Here is an 18931-nt window from a genome sequence, read left to right on the forward strand (position 1 = left end):
TCACGACCCGCCCCGGTGCCGGGCGACCTGCACCCGCTGGGCCGTTCCCCCGGTGACCAGCCAGCCGGAGCCGGGCCGGGTCGGGATCGGCGCCCGGGGCAGCCGGATGCCCAGCAGGTCGGCGTCCCCGGGACCCGGGCAGAGCAGCAGGCCGCCGCGGCTGCGGCGCAGGTCGGCGACCGGTCCCCGGAACGCGCCGGAGAGCTCACCGGCGGTCCCGGCCGCGAGGACCGCGACGTCATGTTCGGTGAGCTCGGAGGCTGCCGCCGCGAGGACCGGCGCCTCGGGGAGCGTCCCCGCGTCGTCGAGCACCAGCACCCCCGGGCCGTCGGCGAGGCCGGCCAGCCAGGCCCGCCAGCCGGCGACGTCGTCGGCCGGGAGCGTGGCCGTGCCGGGGAGGGCGGGACCGGCCGCGCCGCGGCTGCGGATCAGCCGGGCGACGGGGATCCCGGCGCCGGACAGCGTGGTGGCCAGGGCCTGCAGCGTGGCCGTGCGGCCGCTGCGCGGGGGACCGACCACCAGCAGACCCCCGCCGCGGCGCAGGTCGACGTGCAGCAGGGCCCCCTCGTCACCGCCGGGCCCCAGCGGCACCGCCGTCAGCACCACCGAGGCGGTGGCCGGCAGCGCGGGGTCGGTCGGCAGCTCGGGGATCCGCAACGCCGTCGTCGCCGTGGGTGCCCGTCCCGGCCGGGGGAGCAGTGGACGGGGGAGTGCGACCTGGCACTCGAGGGCGTCCTCACCCAGGAGCGCCCGTCCCGGCGGCCGGTGCGCCGGCACCGTCCGGGCGGGCACGCCGGCCACCGCGTAGTCGGCACGGTCGGGCAGCGGGAGCACCAGGCGGGTCCCCGCCGCGGCGGCCAGCCGGCCACCCGGGACGGCGCGGTCGGCGGTCATCACGCAGGTCAGGCCCACCGACGCGCCGTCGCGCACCAGGCGCAGGAGGTCCGCGGAGCCCTGTCCGGGAACGGCCTCGTCCAGCTGGGCCAGCAGCGACTCGACGCCGTCGACCAGCAGCAGCACGACCGGGCCCGGGGCCTCCGGCGCGGCGCCGGCACGGCGGGCGGCGACCTCCTCGCCCAGTCGTGCCACCAGCCGGACGGTGCGCAGGGCGTCGGCGCCGCCGACCACGGTCCCGGCGTGCGGCAGCCCAGCCGCGGCCGCCCCGAGCGCACCTCCCGCGTGGTCGAGCACGTGGACGTGCAACCGCTCCGTCGGCAGCCGGTGGACCGCCTCGGCCAGCACCGTCCGCAGCAGGGTGGTGCGGCCGCTGCCGGGACCACCGACGGCCAGCCAGGCGCCGCCGCGGTCCAGGTCGAGCACCAGCGGCTCCCGCGCCTGCCGGTCGGGCCGGTCGACCAGACCGACGGACAGGCGCGCCCCGCAGCCGGCGCGGTCCCCGGTGGGCACCGGCAGGTCGGCGACGGTGAGGGAGTCGGGCAGCGCGGGGTGCCACGGCCGGTGCGGCCGGCGGATCCCCGACCGGGCGGCGGCGCGGGAGGTGGCCTCGGCGATGCGGGCGAGGTCGGTCGGGCCGGGTGCCGCCGGGTCGCCGCCGGGTGCGTCGGTAGCCGCCCGTGGCCAGGGCCGGCGCCGGACGGCGGGCCCCGGCGCGGCCGCGGGCCCCAGCGCCACCCGCGCGGTCTGGAACGGCACCGGGCGGCCCGAGCCCACGCGCAGCAGCCCGCCGCCGGGCCGGTCGGCCGGGATCCGCGCCGCCTCCGGACTGCCCAGGACGTCGCGGGAGTCGGCCTCGTCGGTGGTGCGCAGGCACACCCGCAGCGAGCAGTTGGCCCGGATCTCCGGTGAGACGACCCCGCCGGGGCGCTGCGTCGCCAGGACCAGGTGCACGCCCAGCGACCGGCCGCGCTGGGCGATCCCGACCAGGCCGCTCAGGAACTCCGGCAGCTCCTCCGCGAGGCCGGCGAACTCGTCGACGACGATGACCAGCCGCGCCAGGTCCGCGTCGTCGGGCAGGGCGCCGACGTCGCTGACGCCCGCCGCGGCGAGCAGCGCCTCCCGGCGGGTGAGCTCGGCGGTCAGCGAGCGCAGCGCCCGCCGGGTGGCCGCCGCGTCGAGGTCGGTCACCAGGCCCACGGTGTGCGGCAGCGCCGCGGCCTCGGCGAAGGCGGCACCGCCCTTGTAGTCGACGAGGAGGAACGCGCACCGGTCCGGCGGGTGCGCCAGCGCCAGCCCGGCGACCAGGGTCTGCAGCAGCTCGGACTTGCCCGAGCCGGTGGTGCCGGCCACCAGGGCGTGCGGCCCGTCGCGGCACAGGTCCACCGTGACGACCCCGTCGTTGCCCCGTCCGAGGGGCACGGTCAGCGACGTCCGTCCCCGCGGCCACGTCACCGGGACGCCGTCCCCGGCCGGTGCGTCCCCGGCCAGGTCCAGCAGGCGCACCGTCCGGGGCAGGGTCGCGGTGGTGCGGCCCGGGCTCAGGGCGGCGAGGTCGCGGGCCCACCGCCCCGCGACGGGCCGCGGCAGCCGGTCGACGACGAGCTCGGTGCGGGCGGTGCCGTCGCCCCGGTCGAGCACGCCCGTGTCGCCGGTCTCCCCGCCGACCTGCAGCACGGCACCGCCGGGGACCGGCAGCTCGTCGGCCCGCCCGCCGAGGGTCAGCAGGACGGCACCGGAGTCGCGGCAGCGGCGCAGGGCGTCGCGCAGGTCGGCGCCCACCGGCCGGTCGACGACGAGCAGCAGCCGACCGGGAGTGTCCCGCGGCGCCGCCGCGCGGGCCGCCTCCACCCGCCCCGCCACCCCGCCGAGCCAGGTGAGCAGCGCGTCGTCGTCCTGGCCGGCGGCCGGGGACGGGCGGACGTGGACCGCTCCGGGTGCCAGGTGCGGCAGCCACCGGGCCCACGCCCAGTCGGGCACGCGATCGGCCGTCGTGAGGACCGCGAGGTCGACGTCCCCGGGTGGGAGCAGCGTGACGACCTGGGCGAGCACCCCGGCCACCACGCCCAGCGCCGGTGCCCGCGGGCCGGTGACCCCCAGGCTCCCGGCGGGACGCAGGTCGACCGCGACGGGCAGGCCGTCCGCCGGCTCGGCCTGCCGGCGGCCCTCCTCGACCCGGACCACCCGCGTCGTCCCCGGGCCGGTGCCCAGGCGCACCACCAGGGCGTCGGCGTCCCGGCCGGTGCGCGACCACAGCGGTGCGGTCCGCCGGCGGGCCGCGGCGGCCAGGGTGGCGAGGTCGGGACAGGCGCGGTGGGCCGCCCGGACGTCGGCCAGCACCGCCTCGGCCAGCCCGACCCGGGCGGCGGTCAGTTGCACGGTGTGCGCCGCCGCCGCCCGCCGGCGGGACCGGCGGCCGGACCACCGGTCCGACGCCCACGTCCCGACCGCGACCAGCGGGGACAGCAGGGCGAAGAACAGGAACGTCGGGGTGGAGAGCAGCCACGCGAGCACCACCCCGGCCACCGCGGGCAGGAGCACCGCGACCCAGGCCAGGCGGCGGCGGGGCGGCTCGTCGGGCGCGGTGGGCAGCACGACCTCCACCTCGGGGCGCTCCACCACCGGTGCGGTCGCCGGCCGCACGAGCCACCGCCCGCCGGGCGCGGGCCGCAGCCCGACCGGGACGTCCCGCGGACCGGCGACCGTCAGGGAGGTCGCCCCCAGACGGAGCACCGCCCCCGGCCGCCAGGACACCGGGGCACCGGTCAGCTCCTCGTCGTCGAGCCTGGTGCCGTTGGTGGAGCCGAGGTCGGCGACCGTGATGCCGCCGGCGCCGACGTCGAGCCGGGCGTGCCGGCGGGAGACGCCCGGGTCGGGGAGGGGCAGCGTGGCGTCGGCGCCGCGGCCCAGGACGTGCCGGCCGCTGGTCAGGCCGACCGTCGTGCCGGCCGCGGGGCCACCGACGACGTGCAGCTCCAGCGGGCTCGACGCCGGCCGGTCGCTGCGTGGCGCGGGGCGGCCGAGACCGAGGACCGCACCGTGCGCGAGGGAGGCCGAGCTCAGCGGCAGGTCGCCCGGCAGCGCGGTGCTGCCCGACCACAGCGACGCCGGCGCGACGCCGAGGGCGGTGGTGAGGGCGGGCAGCACCCCGGCCAGCCGGTCACCGTCGGCGGCGCGGACCTCGACGTCGACGGCGCCCTCGGGACCGACCACGGTCCAGCAGCGCGGCGCGACGTCGACCGGCGGGGGAGCGGACACGCGCCGACCGTCGCGGCCCGGACCCGGTGGCGGGGCCGCGTCCCGGGGGTTGTGGACACGACCCCCGCCTGTGGACGGCTGCAGGGACGCCGTCCGCGACCGGCCCTAGCGTCCGCAGCCGATCCCGGGAGGTGCCCGGGACGGACGGGAGGACCCACGTGAAGGTCGACATCGCCACGCTGCAGTCCATGGCCGGGCAGTGCCACGCCGAGGCGGCCGAGACGACGGCGCGGCACGCCACGCTGTCGAGCAACGTCACCGCCTCGGTGCTCGACGGCTGGACCGACAGCCAGGCGGCCGTGCAGTTCAGCGCGCTCTACGAGCAGTGGCGCGCCTCGGCCCAGTCGGTCAGTGACGCCCTCACCGGGATGGGGAGCCTGCTCGGCGCGGTCGCCGCCTCCTACCAGCAGCACGAGGCCGACGTCGCCGCCCGCATCGGCGCGCTGGTCTGATCCGCACGGGCTCAGCCCGGCGGGGCGGCGGGGGCGCCGCGAGCTCCTCGCCGCCCCGACCGCCGGCGGACCTCGGCGACCAGGTCGGGGAACCGCTCCCACGGCAGGATCGACAGGATCGCCACGCAGTGCGGCAGGAAGATGATCCGCAGCCCGCCGAACACCATCAGGTGGAAGCCGAGCAGGAAGACCACCAGCGCCACCCGCGCCCGGTCGGAGCGGACCAGCAGCATCAGCGGCGCCGCGAACTCCAGCAGGATCATCGACCACTGCACGGCGGTGAGCAGGCCGGGCACGTCGAGCGTCCACTCCGACAGGACCGTGCCGCGGCGGATGACCGCGCGGGTGATGGTGGAGCCGGTCGCCCAGTCCCAGCCGCCGAAGCGCACCTTCGCCCAGGCGGCCAGGAAGTAGGTGAGCACCACGGTGACGAACACCGCGGCCATCGCCCAGCCCGCGGCCTCCGACGACCGGCGGTCCCGCCAGCGGGCCACGCCGACCGTGGGCAGCACGGCGAGCGCGACGAGGTAGGCGATGCGGTCGTGGTCGACCTTGCCGTAGCTCATCGCGATGACCATCCACTCCAGGTAGAGGAGGAACACCGCGGAACCGAGCAGGCGGGGGGCGCGACCGGTGGCGGCGGCCAGCGCGGTGGCCACCAGCGCCCACTGCACGACGTGCACGACGGTCGAGGTCGGGACCGGCAGCGGCAGCAGCTGCCCGATCACCAGGGGCTGGTAGTAGGCGGTCGGGACGTCGGCGTGCGCGCTCACCCACGCGGTGGTGAGGAAGACGTCGACCGGCACGAACAGGTAGGCGATGGTGCGGAACACCGCGATCCGTGCCAGCGGCACCGGCCGGGTCCAGAACCCGCGGAGGGCGCCGAGCACGCGGCGGCCGCCGGACGCCGCGGCCGGGGGTGCGGTGGGCAGGGTGGCGCTCACGGGCCGACCTCCAGCTCCTGCTCGACGAGGACCCGGTCGGTCCAGGCGCCGGTGGCCTCGCCGTCGACGAGCTCGAAGCGGCGCTGCACCACCTGCACCTCGACCAGCTCGGGGCCGCCGGGGTGGTGCTCGGCGTAGGTGTCGGCCAGCAGCACCAGCAGCGAGGGGTCCCCGACCAGGCGCGGGAGCTGACCCTCGAACTCGGCGCGGCGCAGACCGACCTCGCCGCCGGACAGCCGCACCTCCCGGCCGTCGCTGGTCACGCCGACGACGCGGGTGGACACGACCGGCGCGTCGTTGTCGGCGCGGGTCGAGTACATCTTGAACGGGCCGAACGGGAAGTGGGCGTCGGTGCCCCACAGCGTCCCGGCCAGCAGCAGGGCCAGGACCACGAGCGTGGCGGCCAGGCGGGTGCGGCGCCCGGCGGGGGACAGCACGACGACGTCGCCCTCCGCGGGGTCACCGGCGCGGAGCGGGTGGACCACCCCGGCATCGTAGGATCGGCGGCCGTCCAGATGGGTCACCGACGCCGCGTGGTGGGCAGCGGGCCGCACGCCGCCCGGGAGGCCCGTCGCGCGTGCGCCCGTCCCCGCCACCCCACGACGACGTCGGGAGAGCACACGTGCAGTTCGGCCGGTACTACGAGGAGTTCGAGGTCGGCGCGGTCTACAAGCACTGGCCGGGCAAGACCGTCACCGAGTACGACGACCACCTGTTCTGCCTGATCACGATGAACCACCACCCGCTGCACCTGGACAGCCACTACGCGGCGGAGACCACGGAGTTCGGGAAGAACGTCGTCGTCGGCAACTACGTGTACTCGCTGCTGCTGGGCATGAGCGTCCCCGACGTCTCGGGCAAGGCGATCGCCAATCTCGAGGTCGAGTCGCTGCGCCACGTGGCGCCGACCTTCCACGGCGACACGATCTACGGCGAGACGACGGTGCTGAACAAGACCGAGTCGCGCTCGCGCGACGACCGCGGCGTCGTGCACGTCGAGACCATCGGCTACAAGCAGGACGGCACGGTCGTGTGCGTCTTCCGCCGCAAGGTCATGGTGCCCAAGCGCTCCTACGGCGAGGCCCGCGGCGGCGAGCAGCCCGGCCGCCCGGAGCCCGCACCGCGCAGCTGAGCGGGCCGGCGCGCTGCCCGCCGGTCAGGCCGGCAGCGCGCCCCAGCCGCGCAGCGTCTCCAGCAGCCGCGGCGTGCAGGTCAGCCGTTCGAGGTCGGTCGGCCCGGCGAACACCGCCGCGTCCGCGTCGTCGCCGGGCACGGGCTCGGCCCGCGGGTCGGCGAGCGTGCACCCGAAGTCGACGACGTCGTAGACGACGCCGTCGCCGGGGATCTGCACCCGCCCGACCTCCGCGCCGACGCGGACCTGCAGCCCCGTCTCCTCGCGGACCTCCCGCGCCACCGCGGCGACCAGGGACTCACCGGGCTCCACCCGCCCGCCGGGCACCGACCACAGCCCGCGACCGGGGGCGTTGCGCCGGCGGACCAGCAGCAGCCGGCCGGCGTCGTCGAGCACCACCGCGCCCACGCAGGCCACCGTCGCGGCACCCTCCGGAGCCGGGGGAGGAGGCGCGGAGGACACCCGCGCAGGGTACGGCGGCGAGGCCCGGCACGGTCGGCCCGCGCTTGACGTGAGCCGCGCGTGACAGGACGGTGTTCTGCGATGAGCGCCTCCCCGGTCTGCCCTCGCTGTGGCGAGCCGCTGGTCGTGCGCCCCGGGGACTCCGCCGTGGCCTGGTGCCACCTGCACGGCGCGGTCACCCCGCTGCACCACACCACGCTCATCGCGCACGACGCCATCGCCGCGGTCACCGCCGACGCGCGCGTCCCCGCGTGGGTGCCGGACCCGATGCCGACGGGCTGGTCGGTCACCGGCCTGGCGTGGGGCGGGGAGCCGGGCGCGCGGGCGATCGTGGTCGGCTGCGCCGGTCCGGCGCCGCTGGGCGGGTCGGCCGAGATGGTCCTGGTCGCCGAGGAGCCGGGCATGGGCGTGGGCTGCGGCTACGCCGGCCTGCCCGGCCTCGACCCCGGCGACGTCATCACCGGGCCGTCGTCGGCGTCGGTCGAGGCCGCCGGGCAGCACGCCCCGCTGTGGGCGGTCCCCACCTCCGACGACCGGGCCGCCTTCGTCGGCGAGGCGTACGGCGTGTGGCTGTGGCTGGTGACCTGGCCGATGTCGGCCGGCTGGCTGCTCGTCGAGCCGCGGCGGCTGCTGGACCTGCGCGAACGGCTCTACCCGGACCTGCCGCTGGGCCCGCCGAGCGAGCACCTGCTGCCAGGGGAGTGAACGGCCGGCGCCGGCCCGGCGTGTCCGGCGGGCGCCGGGTGGTGCCTGTGTTACCCATGGGACCGGCCTCCGGGCCGATCCGTGCGGGCACCGCGCCGGCCGGTCCGAGCGCATCCGGAGGTGACGTGAACCTGAAGAAGGTCCTCGTCTGGCTGGCCATCGCCTTCGTCGTCTGGTACGTCATCCAGCAGCCGGAGTCCTCGGCGGAGATGGTCAAGAGCGCCGGTGAGGCGCTCGGGGAGGCCGCCTCGTCCATCGCCGCCTTCGTCACCTCGCTCGTCTAGGCGGCCGTGACCGGCCCGGCCGACGGCCGCCCGCCGCGGTGGGCCAAGGACGCCGCCAAGTACCTGCTCCCCGGCGAGCACGCCGTCGTCGCCACCCGCCGCCACTGGGCGGTGCTGCTGGCGCCGGCCGCACGGACGCTGCCGGTCCTGGTGGTCGGCGTGTGGGTGCTCACCCTCGACCCGGACAACCGGGTGTCGGCCACCGTCGGGCTGGCCGTCGTCCTCGGCGCGCTCGGCACGTTCGCCCTGCGGGCCGGCGAGTGGTGGATGCGCCACTTCATCGTCACCCGCCGCCGGGTGCTGCTGACCTCGGGGATCATCGCGCGCACCGTCACGCTGCTGCCGCTGCGCCGGATCACCGACCTGACCTGGAAGGAGACGCTGCTAGGCCAGGTGCTCGGCTACGGCACCTTCCGCTTCGAGTCCGCCGGCCAGGAGCAGGCGCTGTCCCAGATCACCTTCCTGCCACGCGCGGACCTGCTCTACCGGGAGGTCAGCGGGCTGCTGTTCGGCAGCGACTGGGGCAGCGGCGGCGACGACGAGGGCAACCCCGAACCGCCCGCCGGCGAGCGGTCGCAGCGCGACACCCAGCCGATCCCCGGCGTGCCGCGGCAGGACCCGCCCCGCTGACGCCCCCGGCGGCGGGCGCGCCGCTGGGGGAGGCTGGACGCCGATGCTGATCGACCTGCACACCCACTCGGCGGTCTCCGACGGCACCGACACCCCGGCGGCGCTGGTGGCCACCGCCGCCGCTGCCGGCCTCGACGTCGTCGCGCTCACCGACCACGACACCACCGCCGGGTGGGCGGCCGCCGCCGCGGCCCGCCCGCCCGGGCTGACCGTCGTCCCCGGCCTGGAGCTGTCCTGCCGCTGGTTCCCCGCCGACCGGCCGCCGGTCAGCGTGCACCTGCTCGCCTACCTGTTCGACCCCGGACACCTCGCGCTGGCCGACGAGCTCTCCCGGCTGCGCGCCGAACGCCTCAGCCGCGGCGAGCGGATCGTCACCGGGCTCGCCGCGGCCGGGTACCCGGTCGCGTGGGAGCGGGTGGTCGAGACCTCCGGCGGCGGGGTGGTCGGCCGGCCGCACGTGGCGCGGGCGCTGGTCGACGCCGGCGTCGTCGCGTCGGTGGACGAGGCCTTCGCCACCCTGCTGCACCACCGCAGCCCGCACCACGTGCCCAAGGCCGACACCGACGTCCTGCACGGCATCGCGCTGGTCCGCGCGGCCGGCGGCGTGCCGGTGTTCGCCCACGGCCTGGCCACCCGCCGGGGCCGGGTGGTCGACGACGCCGCGATCGCCGCGATGGCCGAGGCGGGACTGCTGGGCCTGGAGGTCGACCACCCCGACCACAGCCCCGCCGAGCGCGACCACCTGCGCGGGCTGGCGCGCGAGCTGGGCCTGCTCACCACCGGGGCCAGCGACTACCACGGCACCAACAAGACGACGCCGATCGGCGCCTGTACCACCGACCCCGGACAGTTCGAGGGGCTGCTGGCCGCCGCCACGGGGAGCGCGCCGTTCGCCGATGGGCACGGGGTCGGGCCCCCCTGCGGCTAGCGTGGCCGGCATGGGAGGCGAGCAGCTGGAGATGCCGGGCATGCCGCGGCGGCTGTTCTCCGCCACGCCGAGCAAGCTGGCGACGTTCGCCGACTGCCCGCGCCGCTACCGGCACGCCTACGTCGACCGGCCGACGCCGCCCAAGGGCCCGCCGTGGGCGCACAACACGGTCGGCTCGGCGGTGCACGCGGCGCTGCGCTCGTGGTGGGACGCACCGCGCGGGCGCCGCACCGCCGTCGCGGCGCGCCAGCTCCTCTACGGTGTCTGGTCCGACACCGGCTTCCGCGACGCCGAGCAGTCCGCGCGGTGGCGCGCCCGCGCGGCCGGCTGGCTCACCGACTACCTCGCCGGCGTCGACCCCGACGACGAGCCGGTGGGCCTGGAGCGGCAGGTCGCGGCCACCACCTCGGCGCTGGCGCTGTCGGGCCGGGTCGACCGGATCGACCAGCGGGGCGAGGAGCTCGTCGTCGTCGACTACAAGACCGGTCGGGTGCCCAGCACCGAGGACGAGGCCCGCGGCTCACCGGCGCTGGCGGTGTACGTCCTGGGCGTGCAGCGCACGCTGCGCCGGCCCTGCCGCCGCGTCGAGCTGCACCACCTGCCCTCGGGCACGGTGGCGGCGTTCGAGCACACCGAGCGGTCACTGGCCAACCACGTCCGCAGGGCCGAGGACGTCGCCGCCGACATCGGCGCCGCCACCCGGCGGCTCGAGGACGGCGTGCACCCCGACGAGGCGTTCCCGACCGTGACCGGCCGGCACTGCGGCTGGTGCGACTTCCGGCCCAGCTGCGCCGCCGGGCGGGCGGCCACGCCGGCGCGGGAGACGTGGAGCTTCCTGCCCGCCGACGAACCCGCCGACGAACCCGCCGAGGTGCCCGCCGAGGTCTAGCCTCCGCGGACGCCCTGCACGACGAGGGACACCGCCAGCAGCAGCATCACGACGGCGATGACCGCGTCGAGCACCCGCCAGGCCGCCGGGCGCGCGAACACCGGCCGCAGCAGCCGGGCGCCGTACCCGAGGGCGAGGAACCAGACGGCGCTGCCCAGCGCGGCACCCCCGGCGAACCACCACCGCAGCCGGCCCCAGGTGCCGGCCAGGGACCCCAGCAGCACCACAGTGTCGAGGTAGACGTGCGGGTTGAGCCAGGTCAGCGCCAGGCAGGTGGTCAGCGTGACCGCCAGCCCGGCGCGGCGCCCGCTCGCGTCGGGGACCAGGGCCGCCGTCCCGGCCGCGCGGCGGGCGGCGAGCAGGCCGTAGGCGGCGAGGAACGCCGCCCCGGCGAAGCACACGACGGTGAGCAACCCCGGCACCCGGCTCACCAGCGTGCCCGCCCCGGCGGTGCCGGCGGCGATGAGCACCGCGTCGGAGACCAGGCACACGGCGACGACGGCGGCCACGTGCTCGGTGCGCAGGCCCTGCCGCAGCACGAAGGCGTTCTGCGCGCCGATCGCGACGATGAGCGACAGGCCGAGGCCCAGACCGGAGACGGCAGCGAGGAGAGCGGGGGACACGACAGGCACGCTAGGCACCGGCATCCGGGAGCGCGCTTAACGATCCTGCAGGATCTGTAGCTGGTCTGATGGTCGGGTGGACCTCGACCTCGGACAGCTGCGCGCCCTCGAGGCGACCGTCACCGCCGGCACCCTGGACGGCGCCGCCCGGGCGCTGCACGTCACGCCCAGCGCGATCAGCCAGCGGCTGCGGGCGCTGGAGACCGCGACCGGCCGCGTGCTGCTGGTGCGCAGCAAGCCGGTCCGGGTCACCGACTCCGGCGAGGCGGTGCTGCGGCTCGCCCGCCAGGTGGCGCTGCTCACCGCCGACGTCACCCGGGAGCTGGTCGGGGGCGTCGAGCAGGGCCCGGTCGCCCTGCCGATCGCGGTCAACGCCGACTCCCTGGCCACCTGGGTGCTGCCCGCCCTGGCCCCGCTCGCCGGGGAGGTCACCTTCGACCTGCACCGCGAGGACCAGGAGCGCACCGCGGCGCTGCTGCGGGAGGGGCGGGTGACGGCGGCGATCACCGGGGACGCCGACCCGGTCCCCGGCTGCAGCGTCACCCGGCTGGGCAGCATGCGCTACCGGCCCGTGGCGACCGCGGCGTGCACCCGGCGGTGGTTCCCCGGCGGGTTCACGGCCGCGGCGCTGGCCCGGGCGCCGGTCGTGGTCTTCGACCGCACCGACGACCTGCAGTACCGCTACCTGCGCTCCCGCGGCGTCGACGAGCGCACGCCGCCGGTGCACCACGTGCCCGCCTCGGCCGACTACGTGACCGCGATCCGGCTGGGCTTCGGCTGGGGCATGCTCCCCGCGCAGCAGGAGCCGCCCGGCGAGCTCGTCGGCCTCGACCCGGCCGGCGCGGTCGACGTCGTCCTGCACTGGCAGCAGTGGAAGCTGCGCTCCCCGACCCTGGACCGGGTCGCCGCGGCGGTGCTGGCCGCGGCGCGCCGGGAGCTCGACCAGGCCGCCGGCGGTTAGGCGCCCAGCGCCGCCGCCGGCCCCGTCCGCTCGAAGCCGGCGCGCACGACCGGCGAGCGCCGCGCCCGCTCGGGCAGGGCCAGCAGCCCGGTGCGGAACGCCCGCAGCGCCGCCGTCGCCGCGACGTCGGTGACCGGCAGGCCCGGCAGCGAGGCCAGCCGGCGCGCCCACGGCGGCAGCGTGGCCACCGCCAGCGACGCCAGCGACCCCCATGCCGGCCGGGCGGGGGTCAGCACCTGCACCCAGCGCGGCATCGGCGGCAGCGCGATGAACCGCCACGCGTCGCGGGCGTCGGGGGTCAGCACCAGCACCGGGCGCAGCCGCTCGAAGTAGGCCGCGAGGTCCGCGACGGAGGCGGGCACCTCGCCGGCGTCGACGCCGATCAGCTCGGCGGCGACGACCTGCTCGGCCACGTAGCGGTCGGCCTCGGCGGGCGTGACGACGCCGGCCCGGCGGGCGACGTCGAGCAGTGAGTCGACCTGGCAGGCGTGCACCCACAGCAGCAGGTCGGGGTCGTCGACCCGGTAGGCGCGGCCGGTCGTCTGCTCCGTGCCGCCGAGTCGCCGGTGCATCCCGCGGACGCGGCGCACCTGCCGGATCGCCTCGCGCCGGGTGCCGAAGGTGAGCGTGTCCACGTACTCGGCGGTGCGGGTCAGCCGCTGCCACGGCGACTCGCGGAACACGGAGTTGCGGGCGACGCCGTCCATCGCCACCGGGTGCAGGGCCTGCAGCAGCAGCGCCCGCAGCCCGCCGACGCTGTAGACGGGGTCGGCGTGCACCCGCCAGGTGACGCTGTCGGGGCCGAAGAAGCCGAGCCGGTCCTCCTCCGGCGTCCAGTCCCGCGCCGAGGGCCGGGTGCCGGTCACAGCGACGTCCAGAAGCCGTCGAGGACGTCCAGCGTGTGCAGGGGGTTCTCGACGGCGGGGGAGTGGATCGCCTGCGGGACGACCTCGTGGCGGGCGCCCAGCCGCCGGGCCATGTCGGCCTGGTCGGCGGGGGACCAGGCGTCGTCGGCCTCGCCGTGGGCCACCAGCACCGGGACGCCGGTGGCGACCAGCTCGGCCACCCGGTCGGGCTCGCTCGTCATCGCCGCGGCCATGCCGCGCAGCCCGGCGGCGGTGTTGCCGAGGAAGCGGCGGGCGTAGAACCGGCGGGTCGGCTCGGGCACGGCCAGGGCACGCTCGTCGGTCATCGCCAGCTGCTCGAGCGTGGCCTGCACCAGCTCGACGCCGCCCTGGTCCAGCAGCGGCCCGAGGTGCTCCAGCAGTGCCACGCGCGGGCCGGTGAGGGCGGCCGGCCCCGAGCCGAGCAGCGTCAGCGACCGGAACGCGCCCGGGTCGGCGAGGACGGCGGCGCGGGCGACCAGGCCGCCGAAGCTGTGCCCGACCAGGTGCGGGGGGCCGGTCTCCCCGCGCAGCAGGTGCGCCACGGCGACGACGTCGGCAGCGAGCTCGGCGACGGTGTAGGCGGCGGGGTCGTCGGGCCCGGGGGACTCGTACTGCCCGCGCTGGTCGATCGCCACCACGCGGTAGCCGCGGCCGGTCAGCGGCGCCAGCAGCGGCGCGAAGTCCTCCTTGCTGCCGGTGTAGCCCGGGACCAGCAGGACGGTGCCGCGGGCTCCCTCACCGCCGGTGTCGAGCGCGGCGAGCGGTCCGGCCCGGCCGGGGAGGGTCCGCGGGGTGGCGTCGTGGCCGGCCAGCTGACGCAGGTCGTCGGAGGGGACGGCGAGGGTCACCGACGGCGGCGCGGGGTTCCCGGGCAGGACCATGCGACCAGTCAACCTCCGCTCCGGCCTCGCTGCAGCGGGGTCCTCGGATCAGGAGAAGGCGAGCACCCGGTCGGGGAGCCGGTAGACGAGCACGGGCCCGACGACGGAGGTCTGCCCGCCGGCGTCCAGCCCGCCGTCGACGGCGGCACGGCCGGTCTGGGTGCCGGTGGCCAGGTCGCGCAGCACGAAGCCGCCGGGCTCGGGCACCCACACGGCGCCGGACGCGGCGGTGCCGGCGTCGCCGCTGGGCAGCCCCTGCGCGGGCAGCTGCCAGCGCGCCTGACCGGTCGTCCCGTCCAGCGCCCACAGGGTGCCGCGGGCCCACAGAAGCGCGAGGTCGCCCGCGCCGCCCTGCAGCAGCGGCTCGGTGGCCGGGTCCCCGCCGGCGGCCGGCAGCGGCAGCTCCTGCAGCAGGGTCCCGTCGGCGGGGGAGTGCACCAGCAGGTCGTCCCCGGCGGCGACGGTGACGAGCCGGTCGGCGCCGACCAGCCGGACCGGGGCGCCCTCGGGGACGGCGAGGTCGCGGGTCCACCGCGGCTGGCCGGAGAACGGGTCGAACAGCCGCAGCTGCACCGCCGCCGTCCCGGGGCAGCGCTGCAGCAGGGCCACCCCGGCACTGCCGACGTCGGTGGCGGCCAGCCGGCAGCCCTCGCCCGCGGCCACCCGCCAGCGGACGTTGTCACCCACCGGGTCGAGCACGACGATCCCGGTGGGGCCGGCGGCGAGCACGACCTGCTCGGTGCCGGCGATCGTGGCGTCACCGCGCAGGCTGAGGTTGCGCGTCCACTGGCGCACCCCGGTGGCGGCGTCGAGCGCCAGCGCCTCGTCGCAGCGGTCGGCGGTGCGGAAGACGGCGACCACCAGCCCGTCGACGGCGGTCAGGCCGCAGAGCCGGGCGTCGGCCCGCCGGTAGTGCCAGGCCTCGTCCCCGGTGACGGCGTCGAGGGCGGTCAGGCCGCGCGTGCCGGGCACCACGACCCGCCCGCCCTCCACGACCCGGCGCGGCAGCCCGGCGTCGGCGGTGGCCGACCACGCCTGCGTCAGCTCCCCGGCGGGGGCGTCGTCAGGGACCTGCGACCGGGCCGCGGTGGTGCTGTCGGTGGCCGCGACGCTGGAGCCGCGCCAGAGCAGGACGGCGACCAGCGCCAACGCGAGCGTGGCCGCCGTCCAGATCCAGACCCGCAGCGGCGGGGGACGCAGCGCGACGGGCGGCACCGGGCGTTAGGCGGCGGACTCGGAGTCGCCGCCGTCGCCGGAGTCGCCGCCCTGGGCGGAGCGACCGGAACCGCGGCGCGAGCCGCCACGGCGGCGCCGGCGACGGCGCGGGGCGTCCTCGCCCGCCTGTCCGGCGCCGTCGGCCGCCGGGCCGGCGGTGCCGGCGTCGGTCCCGGCGTCGGTGCCGGCGTCGGCGGCGGTGTCGGGGCCGGCCGTCACGTCGACGGACTCACCGCCGCGGGTGCGGCGGCGGGAGCGCGAGCGGGCCGGGCGGTCGCCGCCCTCACGGGAGGAGTCGCGGGAGGACTCGCGGGCCGGGCCGCGGCCGGCGCCCTTGGTCTTCTTGCCGGTCTCGCCGAGGTCCTCGAGCACCTCGGCGTCGAGACCCTCGCGGGTGCGCTGCGCGCGCGGCAGCCGGCCGGTGGCGCCCTCGGGCACGTCGAGGTCGGTGTAGACCCACGGCGAGGTGGAGTAGGTCTCCGGCGGGTCCACGAACGGCAGGTCGAGCGCCTTGTTGATCAGCTGCCAGCGCGGGATGTCGTCCCAGTCGACCAGCGTGACGGCGACGCCCTCGCGGCCGGCGCGGCCGGTGCGGCCGATCCGGTGCACGTAGGTCTTCTCGTCCTCGGGGCACTGGTAGTTCACGACGTGGCTGACGCCGGTGACGTCGATGCCGCGCGCGGCGACGTCGGTCGCCACCAGGACGTCGACCTTGCCGCTGCGGAAGGCGCGCAGCGCCTGCTCGCGGGCGCCCTGGCCGAGGTCGCCGTGCACGGCGGCGGCCGCGAAGCCGCGGTCGACCAGCTCGTCGGCGACCTTCTGGGCGGTGCGCTTGGTGCGGCAGAAGACCATCGCCAGGCCGCGGCCGCGGGCCTGCAGCACGCGGGAGAGCAGCTCGGGCTTGTCCAGGTTGTGCGCCCGGTAGACGAACTGCGTGGTCTGCGGGACGGTCGAGCCCTCGTCGTTGCCGTGCGCCCGGATGTGGGTCGGCTGGGTCATGAACGACCGCGACAGCGTGACGATCGGGCCGGGCATGGTGGCCGAGAACAGCATCGTCTGCCGCTTGGCCGGGACCATGCCGAGGATCCGCTCGATGTCGGGCAGGAAGCCCAGGTCGAGCATCTCGTCGGCCTCGTCGAGGACCAGCACGCCGACCTTGCCCAGGACCAGGTGGCCCTGCTCGGCGAGGTCGAGCAGCCGGCCGGGGGTGCCGACGACGACCTCGACGCCGGCCTGCAGCGCGGAGACCTGCGGCTCGAACGCGCGGCCGCCGTAGATGGCCTGCACGCGGACGCCCCGCTTCTTGCCGGCGGTGGCGAGGTCGCGGGCGACCTGCACGCACAGCTCACGGGTGGGGACGACGACCAGCGCCTGCGGCACGCCGTCCCCGCCCTCGGCCGGCGGGACGACGCGCTGCAGCATCGGGACGCCGAAGCCGAGGGTTTTGCCGGTGCCGGTGCGGGCCTGGCCGATGAGGTCGTTGCCGGCCAGCGCCAGCGGGAGGGTGAGCTCCTGGATGGCGAAGGTCCGGGTGATGCCGACCTCGGCCAGCGCCGCGACGACGTCGGGGTGGACGTCGAAGTCGCTGAACAGCGGCGCGGTCTCCTCGACGGGGGCGCCGCCGAGGGCCTCGACGGTCTGCTCGACCTGCTCGGGGGCCGGCGCGCCGGTCTCGGCGTGCTCGAGCTCGGGGGTGGTGGGGGTGTTCTCGACGGGGGTGTTCTCGGTGGAGGTCAGTGCTCTCGCCTCTGGTCGGCTGGGGGAGCGGCCGGCGGGCGACGGCGGCGTCGTCCGGGCGCTCCGCGGTCGGGTGTCGCGGGATGCGTGTCCAGCGCCGACGCGGCCAGCGGACCGGGGTTCGATCTGCTCCCGGGCGACGGCCCGGTGTGCCCGGTCACGGGCTCCTCGGGCGTCGGCGGGCGATCGTCAGCGCACAGATACCAGCGAACCTGGCGGCTCGCCTGTTCCCATGGTAGCGCGGGCAGCGGTTAGCCTCTGTCGCCGCGCGGGGCGACCCGCACCCTGCCCGGCCCCGCGGCGGGCGCCACGGCCGGCGTCCACCGGCCCCCATCCCGCTCGGAGGTGCCCGTGACCGCGGCCGACAGCCGTGCCGTCGTCGACCTGCTCGGTGTGCTCGCCTACGCCGAGCTGACGGCGTTCGACCGGCTGGCCGAGGACGCCCGGCTGGCGCCGACGCTCGAGGGCCGGGCGGCGCTGGCCCGGATGGCGGCCGCCGAGATGGGCCACCACGACCGGCTCGCGGCGCGGCTGCGGCAGCTGGGCGCCGACCCCGCCGTCGCGATGGCCCCGTTCGTGCCGGCCCTGGACGGCTTCCACGAGGGCACCCGGCCGCGGACGTGGCTGGAGGGCCTGGTCAAGGCCTACGTCGGGGACGGGCTGGCGGCCGACTTCTACCGCGAGATCGCCGGCTTCCTGCCCGAGCCGGACCGCTCGCTGATCCTGGAAGTGCTCGCCGACACCGGGCACGCGGAGTTCGCCGTCCGCGAGGTGCGTACCGCCCTGCGCTCGCAGCGCGCGCTGGCCGGGCGGCTCGCCCTGTGGGGACGGCGGCTGGTGGGGGAGGCGATCTCGCAGTCGCAGGCGGTCATCGCCGAGCGCGAGGGGCTGGCGCAGCTGATCATGGAGGGGACCGGTGACCTCACCGGCATCGCCCGGCTGGTCGACCGGATCACCGCCGCGCACACCGAGCGGATGCGCACCCTCGGTCTCAAGCCCTGACACGACGACGGGGCGCCCCCGCGGTGCGGGGGCGCCCCGGTCGGGGTGCGGTCCTCCGTCAGGCGCCGGCGACGAAGCCCACGCGGCGCTGGTCGGCCTGGGCGATCTCGACGTAGGCGATCCGGTCGACCGGGACGAGGACGCGGCGGCCCCGCTCGTCCTCGAGGGTCAACAGCCCGTCCTTGGTGCCGCCGGACATGGCGGAAGCCACGTCGGCTGCGATCTCGTCGGGGGTCTTCGGGCTGTCGACGACCAGCTCCCGGGGGGAGTGCTGGACACCGATCTTGACTTCCACTCGGGATGCCTCCTCGGGTTGCACGGCTGCCGTCCACGCTAGTCCAGGGGCGGGAGGCGGGCCCCGTCGCGCAGCTGCGCCGTCAGCGAACGGCGCTCAGCCCGCCGGGTGCTCGCCCTCGACCCGCGGGAAGCGGGAGATGCCGCGCCAGGCCAGCGACGCCATGAGCGACACCGCCTCGTCGCGGGACACCGTGCCCTTCTGCGCCAGCCACCAGCGGGCGCTGGCCTCGGCCAGGCCGGTCAGCCCGGAGGCCAGCAGGTGCGCCTGCTGCGGGGAGCTGCCGGTGTCGCCGGCGATGACCTCGGCGATCGCCTCGACGCAGGCCCGGTTGCCGCGGTCGACCAGCGCCCGGACGTCCTCGTCGTTGCGCAGGTCGGACTCGAAGACCAGCCGGAAGGCGCCGCCCTCGGCGTCGACGAAGTCGAAGTAGGCGCCCACCGCGCCGTGGACGCGCTGCCGGTTGTCCTCGGTGCCGCCCATGGCCTCGCGCAGCCGCTGGCTGAGCTCGGTGACCTGCTGCTCGAGCAGGGCGAGGTACAGCTCCCGCTTGCCGGGGAAGTGCTGGTAGAGCACGGGCTTGCTGACGCCTGCGCGGTCGGCGATGTCGTCCATGGCGGCGGCGTGGAAGCCCTGGGCGACGAAGACCTCCTGCGCCGCCTGCAGCAACTGCAGCCGCCGGGCGCCGCGCGGCAGCCGTGACGTGCGGCGGACGGGGACCGGACGCGAGGGCTGCATGGCGCCGGGGATGT

Annotated in this window: 20 protein-coding genes; 9 read left to right on the top strand and 11 right to left on the bottom strand. The window is 77.3% G+C overall.

Annotated features, from left to right (window positions below; all coding sequences use genetic code 11):
- Window positions 1–4152, bottom strand: coding sequence for an FtsK/SpoIIIE domain-containing protein (locus CHC04_RS02415; RefSeq protein ID WP_089402273.1), 4152 nt, complete (start codon window positions 4150–4152; stop codon window positions 1–3).
- A gap of 158 nt (window positions 4153–4310) precedes the next feature.
- Between CHC04_RS02415 and CHC04_RS02420 the strand changes: the two genes are divergently transcribed.
- A complete protein-coding gene (locus CHC04_RS02420) occupies window positions 4311–4604 on the top strand; it encodes a WXG100 family type VII secretion target (protein WP_089402274.1) in 294 nt (97 codons plus the stop codon).
- A gap of 11 nt (window positions 4605–4615) precedes the next feature.
- Here CHC04_RS02420 and CHC04_RS02425 read toward each other — a convergent pair whose 3' ends face one another.
- Window positions 4616–5548: an MFS transporter permease gene (locus CHC04_RS02425; protein ID WP_245816927.1), complete on the bottom strand. Its 933-nt coding sequence runs from the start codon at window positions 5546–5548 to the stop codon at window positions 4616–4618.
- Complete coding sequence (locus CHC04_RS02430; protein WP_089402275.1) at window positions 5545–6033, bottom strand: hypothetical protein; 489 nt, start codon at window positions 6031–6033, stop codon at window positions 5545–5547. Before CHC04_RS02430 ends, CHC04_RS02425 begins: the two co-directional genes overlap by 4 nt.
- A gap of 137 nt (window positions 6034–6170) precedes the next feature.
- Between CHC04_RS02430 and CHC04_RS02435 the strand changes: the two genes are divergently transcribed.
- Entirely contained in the window at window positions 6171–6680 is a 510-nt protein-coding gene (locus CHC04_RS02435) for a MaoC family dehydratase (RefSeq protein WP_089402276.1), read from the top strand.
- 24 nt (window positions 6681–6704) lie between these two features.
- On the opposite strand, the gene CHC04_RS02440 is transcribed toward CHC04_RS02435, so the two are convergent.
- Window positions 6705–7142 carry an NUDIX hydrolase gene (locus CHC04_RS02440; RefSeq protein ID WP_217897131.1) on the bottom strand — a complete coding sequence of 146 codons (438 nt, stop codon included), beginning with the start codon at window positions 7140–7142 and terminating at the stop codon, window positions 6705–6707.
- Between the two features lie 81 nt (window positions 7143–7223).
- Between CHC04_RS02440 and CHC04_RS02445 the strand changes: the two genes are divergently transcribed.
- From CHC04_RS02445 to CHC04_RS02460, 5 genes are all read left to right on the top strand, one after another.
- A complete protein-coding gene (locus CHC04_RS02445; RefSeq protein WP_089402278.1) occupies window positions 7224–7847 on the top strand; it encodes a DUF6758 family protein in 624 nt (207 codons plus the stop codon).
- A 125-nt stretch (window positions 7848–7972) separates the two neighbouring features.
- Window positions 7973–8131: a hypothetical protein gene (locus tag CHC04_RS23855; RefSeq protein ID WP_176449796.1), complete on the top strand. Its 159-nt coding sequence runs from the start codon at window positions 7973–7975 to the stop codon at window positions 8129–8131.
- Between the two features lie 6 nt (window positions 8132–8137).
- Window positions 8138–8761, top strand: a complete 624-nt coding sequence (locus CHC04_RS02450; RefSeq protein WP_089402279.1) for a PH domain-containing protein — start codon at window positions 8138–8140, stop codon at window positions 8759–8761.
- A gap of 43 nt (window positions 8762–8804) precedes the next feature.
- Window positions 8805–9689 carry a PHP domain-containing protein gene (locus CHC04_RS02455; RefSeq protein WP_089402280.1) on the top strand — a complete coding sequence of 295 codons (885 nt, stop codon included), beginning with the start codon at window positions 8805–8807 and terminating at the stop codon, window positions 9687–9689.
- Between the two features lie 10 nt (window positions 9690–9699).
- Window positions 9700–10578 carry a RecB family exonuclease gene (locus tag CHC04_RS02460; protein WP_089402640.1) on the top strand — a complete coding sequence of 293 codons (879 nt, stop codon included), beginning with the start codon at window positions 9700–9702 and terminating at the stop codon, window positions 10576–10578.
- On the opposite strand, the gene CHC04_RS02465 is transcribed toward CHC04_RS02460, so the two are convergent.
- Window positions 10575–11201, bottom strand: coding sequence for a LysE/ArgO family amino acid transporter (locus CHC04_RS02465; RefSeq protein ID WP_217897132.1), 627 nt, complete (start codon window positions 11199–11201; stop codon window positions 10575–10577). The genes CHC04_RS02460 and CHC04_RS02465 overlap by 4 nt on opposite strands.
- A gap of 76 nt (window positions 11202–11277) precedes the next feature.
- Here CHC04_RS02465 and CHC04_RS02470 point away from each other — a divergent pair, with 76 nt between their 5' ends.
- Complete coding sequence (locus CHC04_RS02470; protein ID WP_089402282.1) at window positions 11278–12162, top strand: LysR family transcriptional regulator ArgP; 885 nt, start codon at window positions 11278–11280, stop codon at window positions 12160–12162.
- Here the strand turns inward: CHC04_RS02470 and CHC04_RS02475 are convergent.
- The 4 genes from CHC04_RS02475 to CHC04_RS02490 are packed head-to-tail and all read right to left on the bottom strand — an operon-like array spanning window position 12159 to window position 16738.
- Window positions 12159–13028: an oxygenase MpaB family protein gene (locus tag CHC04_RS02475; protein ID WP_089402283.1), complete on the bottom strand. Its 870-nt coding sequence runs from the start codon at window positions 13026–13028 to the stop codon at window positions 12159–12161. The two genes, CHC04_RS02470 and CHC04_RS02475, sit on opposite strands and share 4 nt — an antisense overlap.
- On the bottom strand, window positions 13025–13930 hold the full coding sequence (locus CHC04_RS02480) for an alpha/beta fold hydrolase (protein WP_089402284.1): 906 nt from the start codon (window positions 13928–13930) through the stop codon (window positions 13025–13027). The genes CHC04_RS02475 and CHC04_RS02480 overlap by 4 nt, the downstream gene beginning before the upstream one ends.
- A 48-nt stretch (window positions 13931–13978) precedes the next feature.
- Complete coding sequence (locus tag CHC04_RS02485; RefSeq protein ID WP_245816928.1) at window positions 13979–15145, bottom strand: outer membrane protein assembly factor BamB family protein; 1167 nt, start codon at window positions 15143–15145, stop codon at window positions 13979–13981.
- 6 nt (window positions 15146–15151) lie between these two features.
- Entirely contained in the window at window positions 15152–16738 is a 1587-nt protein-coding gene (locus tag CHC04_RS02490; protein WP_217897161.1) for a DEAD/DEAH box helicase, read from the bottom strand.
- A 495-nt stretch (window positions 16739–17233) separates the two neighbouring features.
- On the opposite strand from CHC04_RS02490, the gene CHC04_RS02495 reads away from it, so the two are divergent.
- A complete protein-coding gene (locus tag CHC04_RS02495; RefSeq protein WP_089402286.1) occupies window positions 17234–17884 on the top strand; it encodes a ferritin-like fold-containing protein in 651 nt (216 codons plus the stop codon).
- Window positions 17885–17942: 58 nt separating this feature from the next.
- Here the strand turns inward: CHC04_RS02495 and CHC04_RS02500 are convergent, their stop codons facing one another.
- Both CHC04_RS02500 and CHC04_RS02505 read right to left on the bottom strand, forming a co-directional pair.
- A complete protein-coding gene (locus CHC04_RS02500) occupies window positions 17943–18179 on the bottom strand; it encodes a DUF3107 domain-containing protein (protein ID WP_089402287.1) in 237 nt (78 codons plus the stop codon).
- A gap of 96 nt (window positions 18180–18275) precedes the next feature.
- The gene (locus CHC04_RS02505; RefSeq protein ID WP_089402288.1) at window positions 18276–18917 is read right to left on the bottom strand and encodes a TetR/AcrR family transcriptional regulator; all 642 of its coding nucleotides are present in this window, start codon (window positions 18915–18917) and stop codon (window positions 18276–18278) included.
- Between the last annotated feature and the right edge of the window lie 14 nt (window positions 18918–18931).

Origin of the sequence: Geodermatophilus saharensis, from assembly GCF_900188205.1 — a bacterium.
GTDB classification, from domain to species: Bacteria; Actinomycetota; Actinomycetes; order Mycobacteriales; family Geodermatophilaceae; genus Geodermatophilus; species Geodermatophilus saharensis.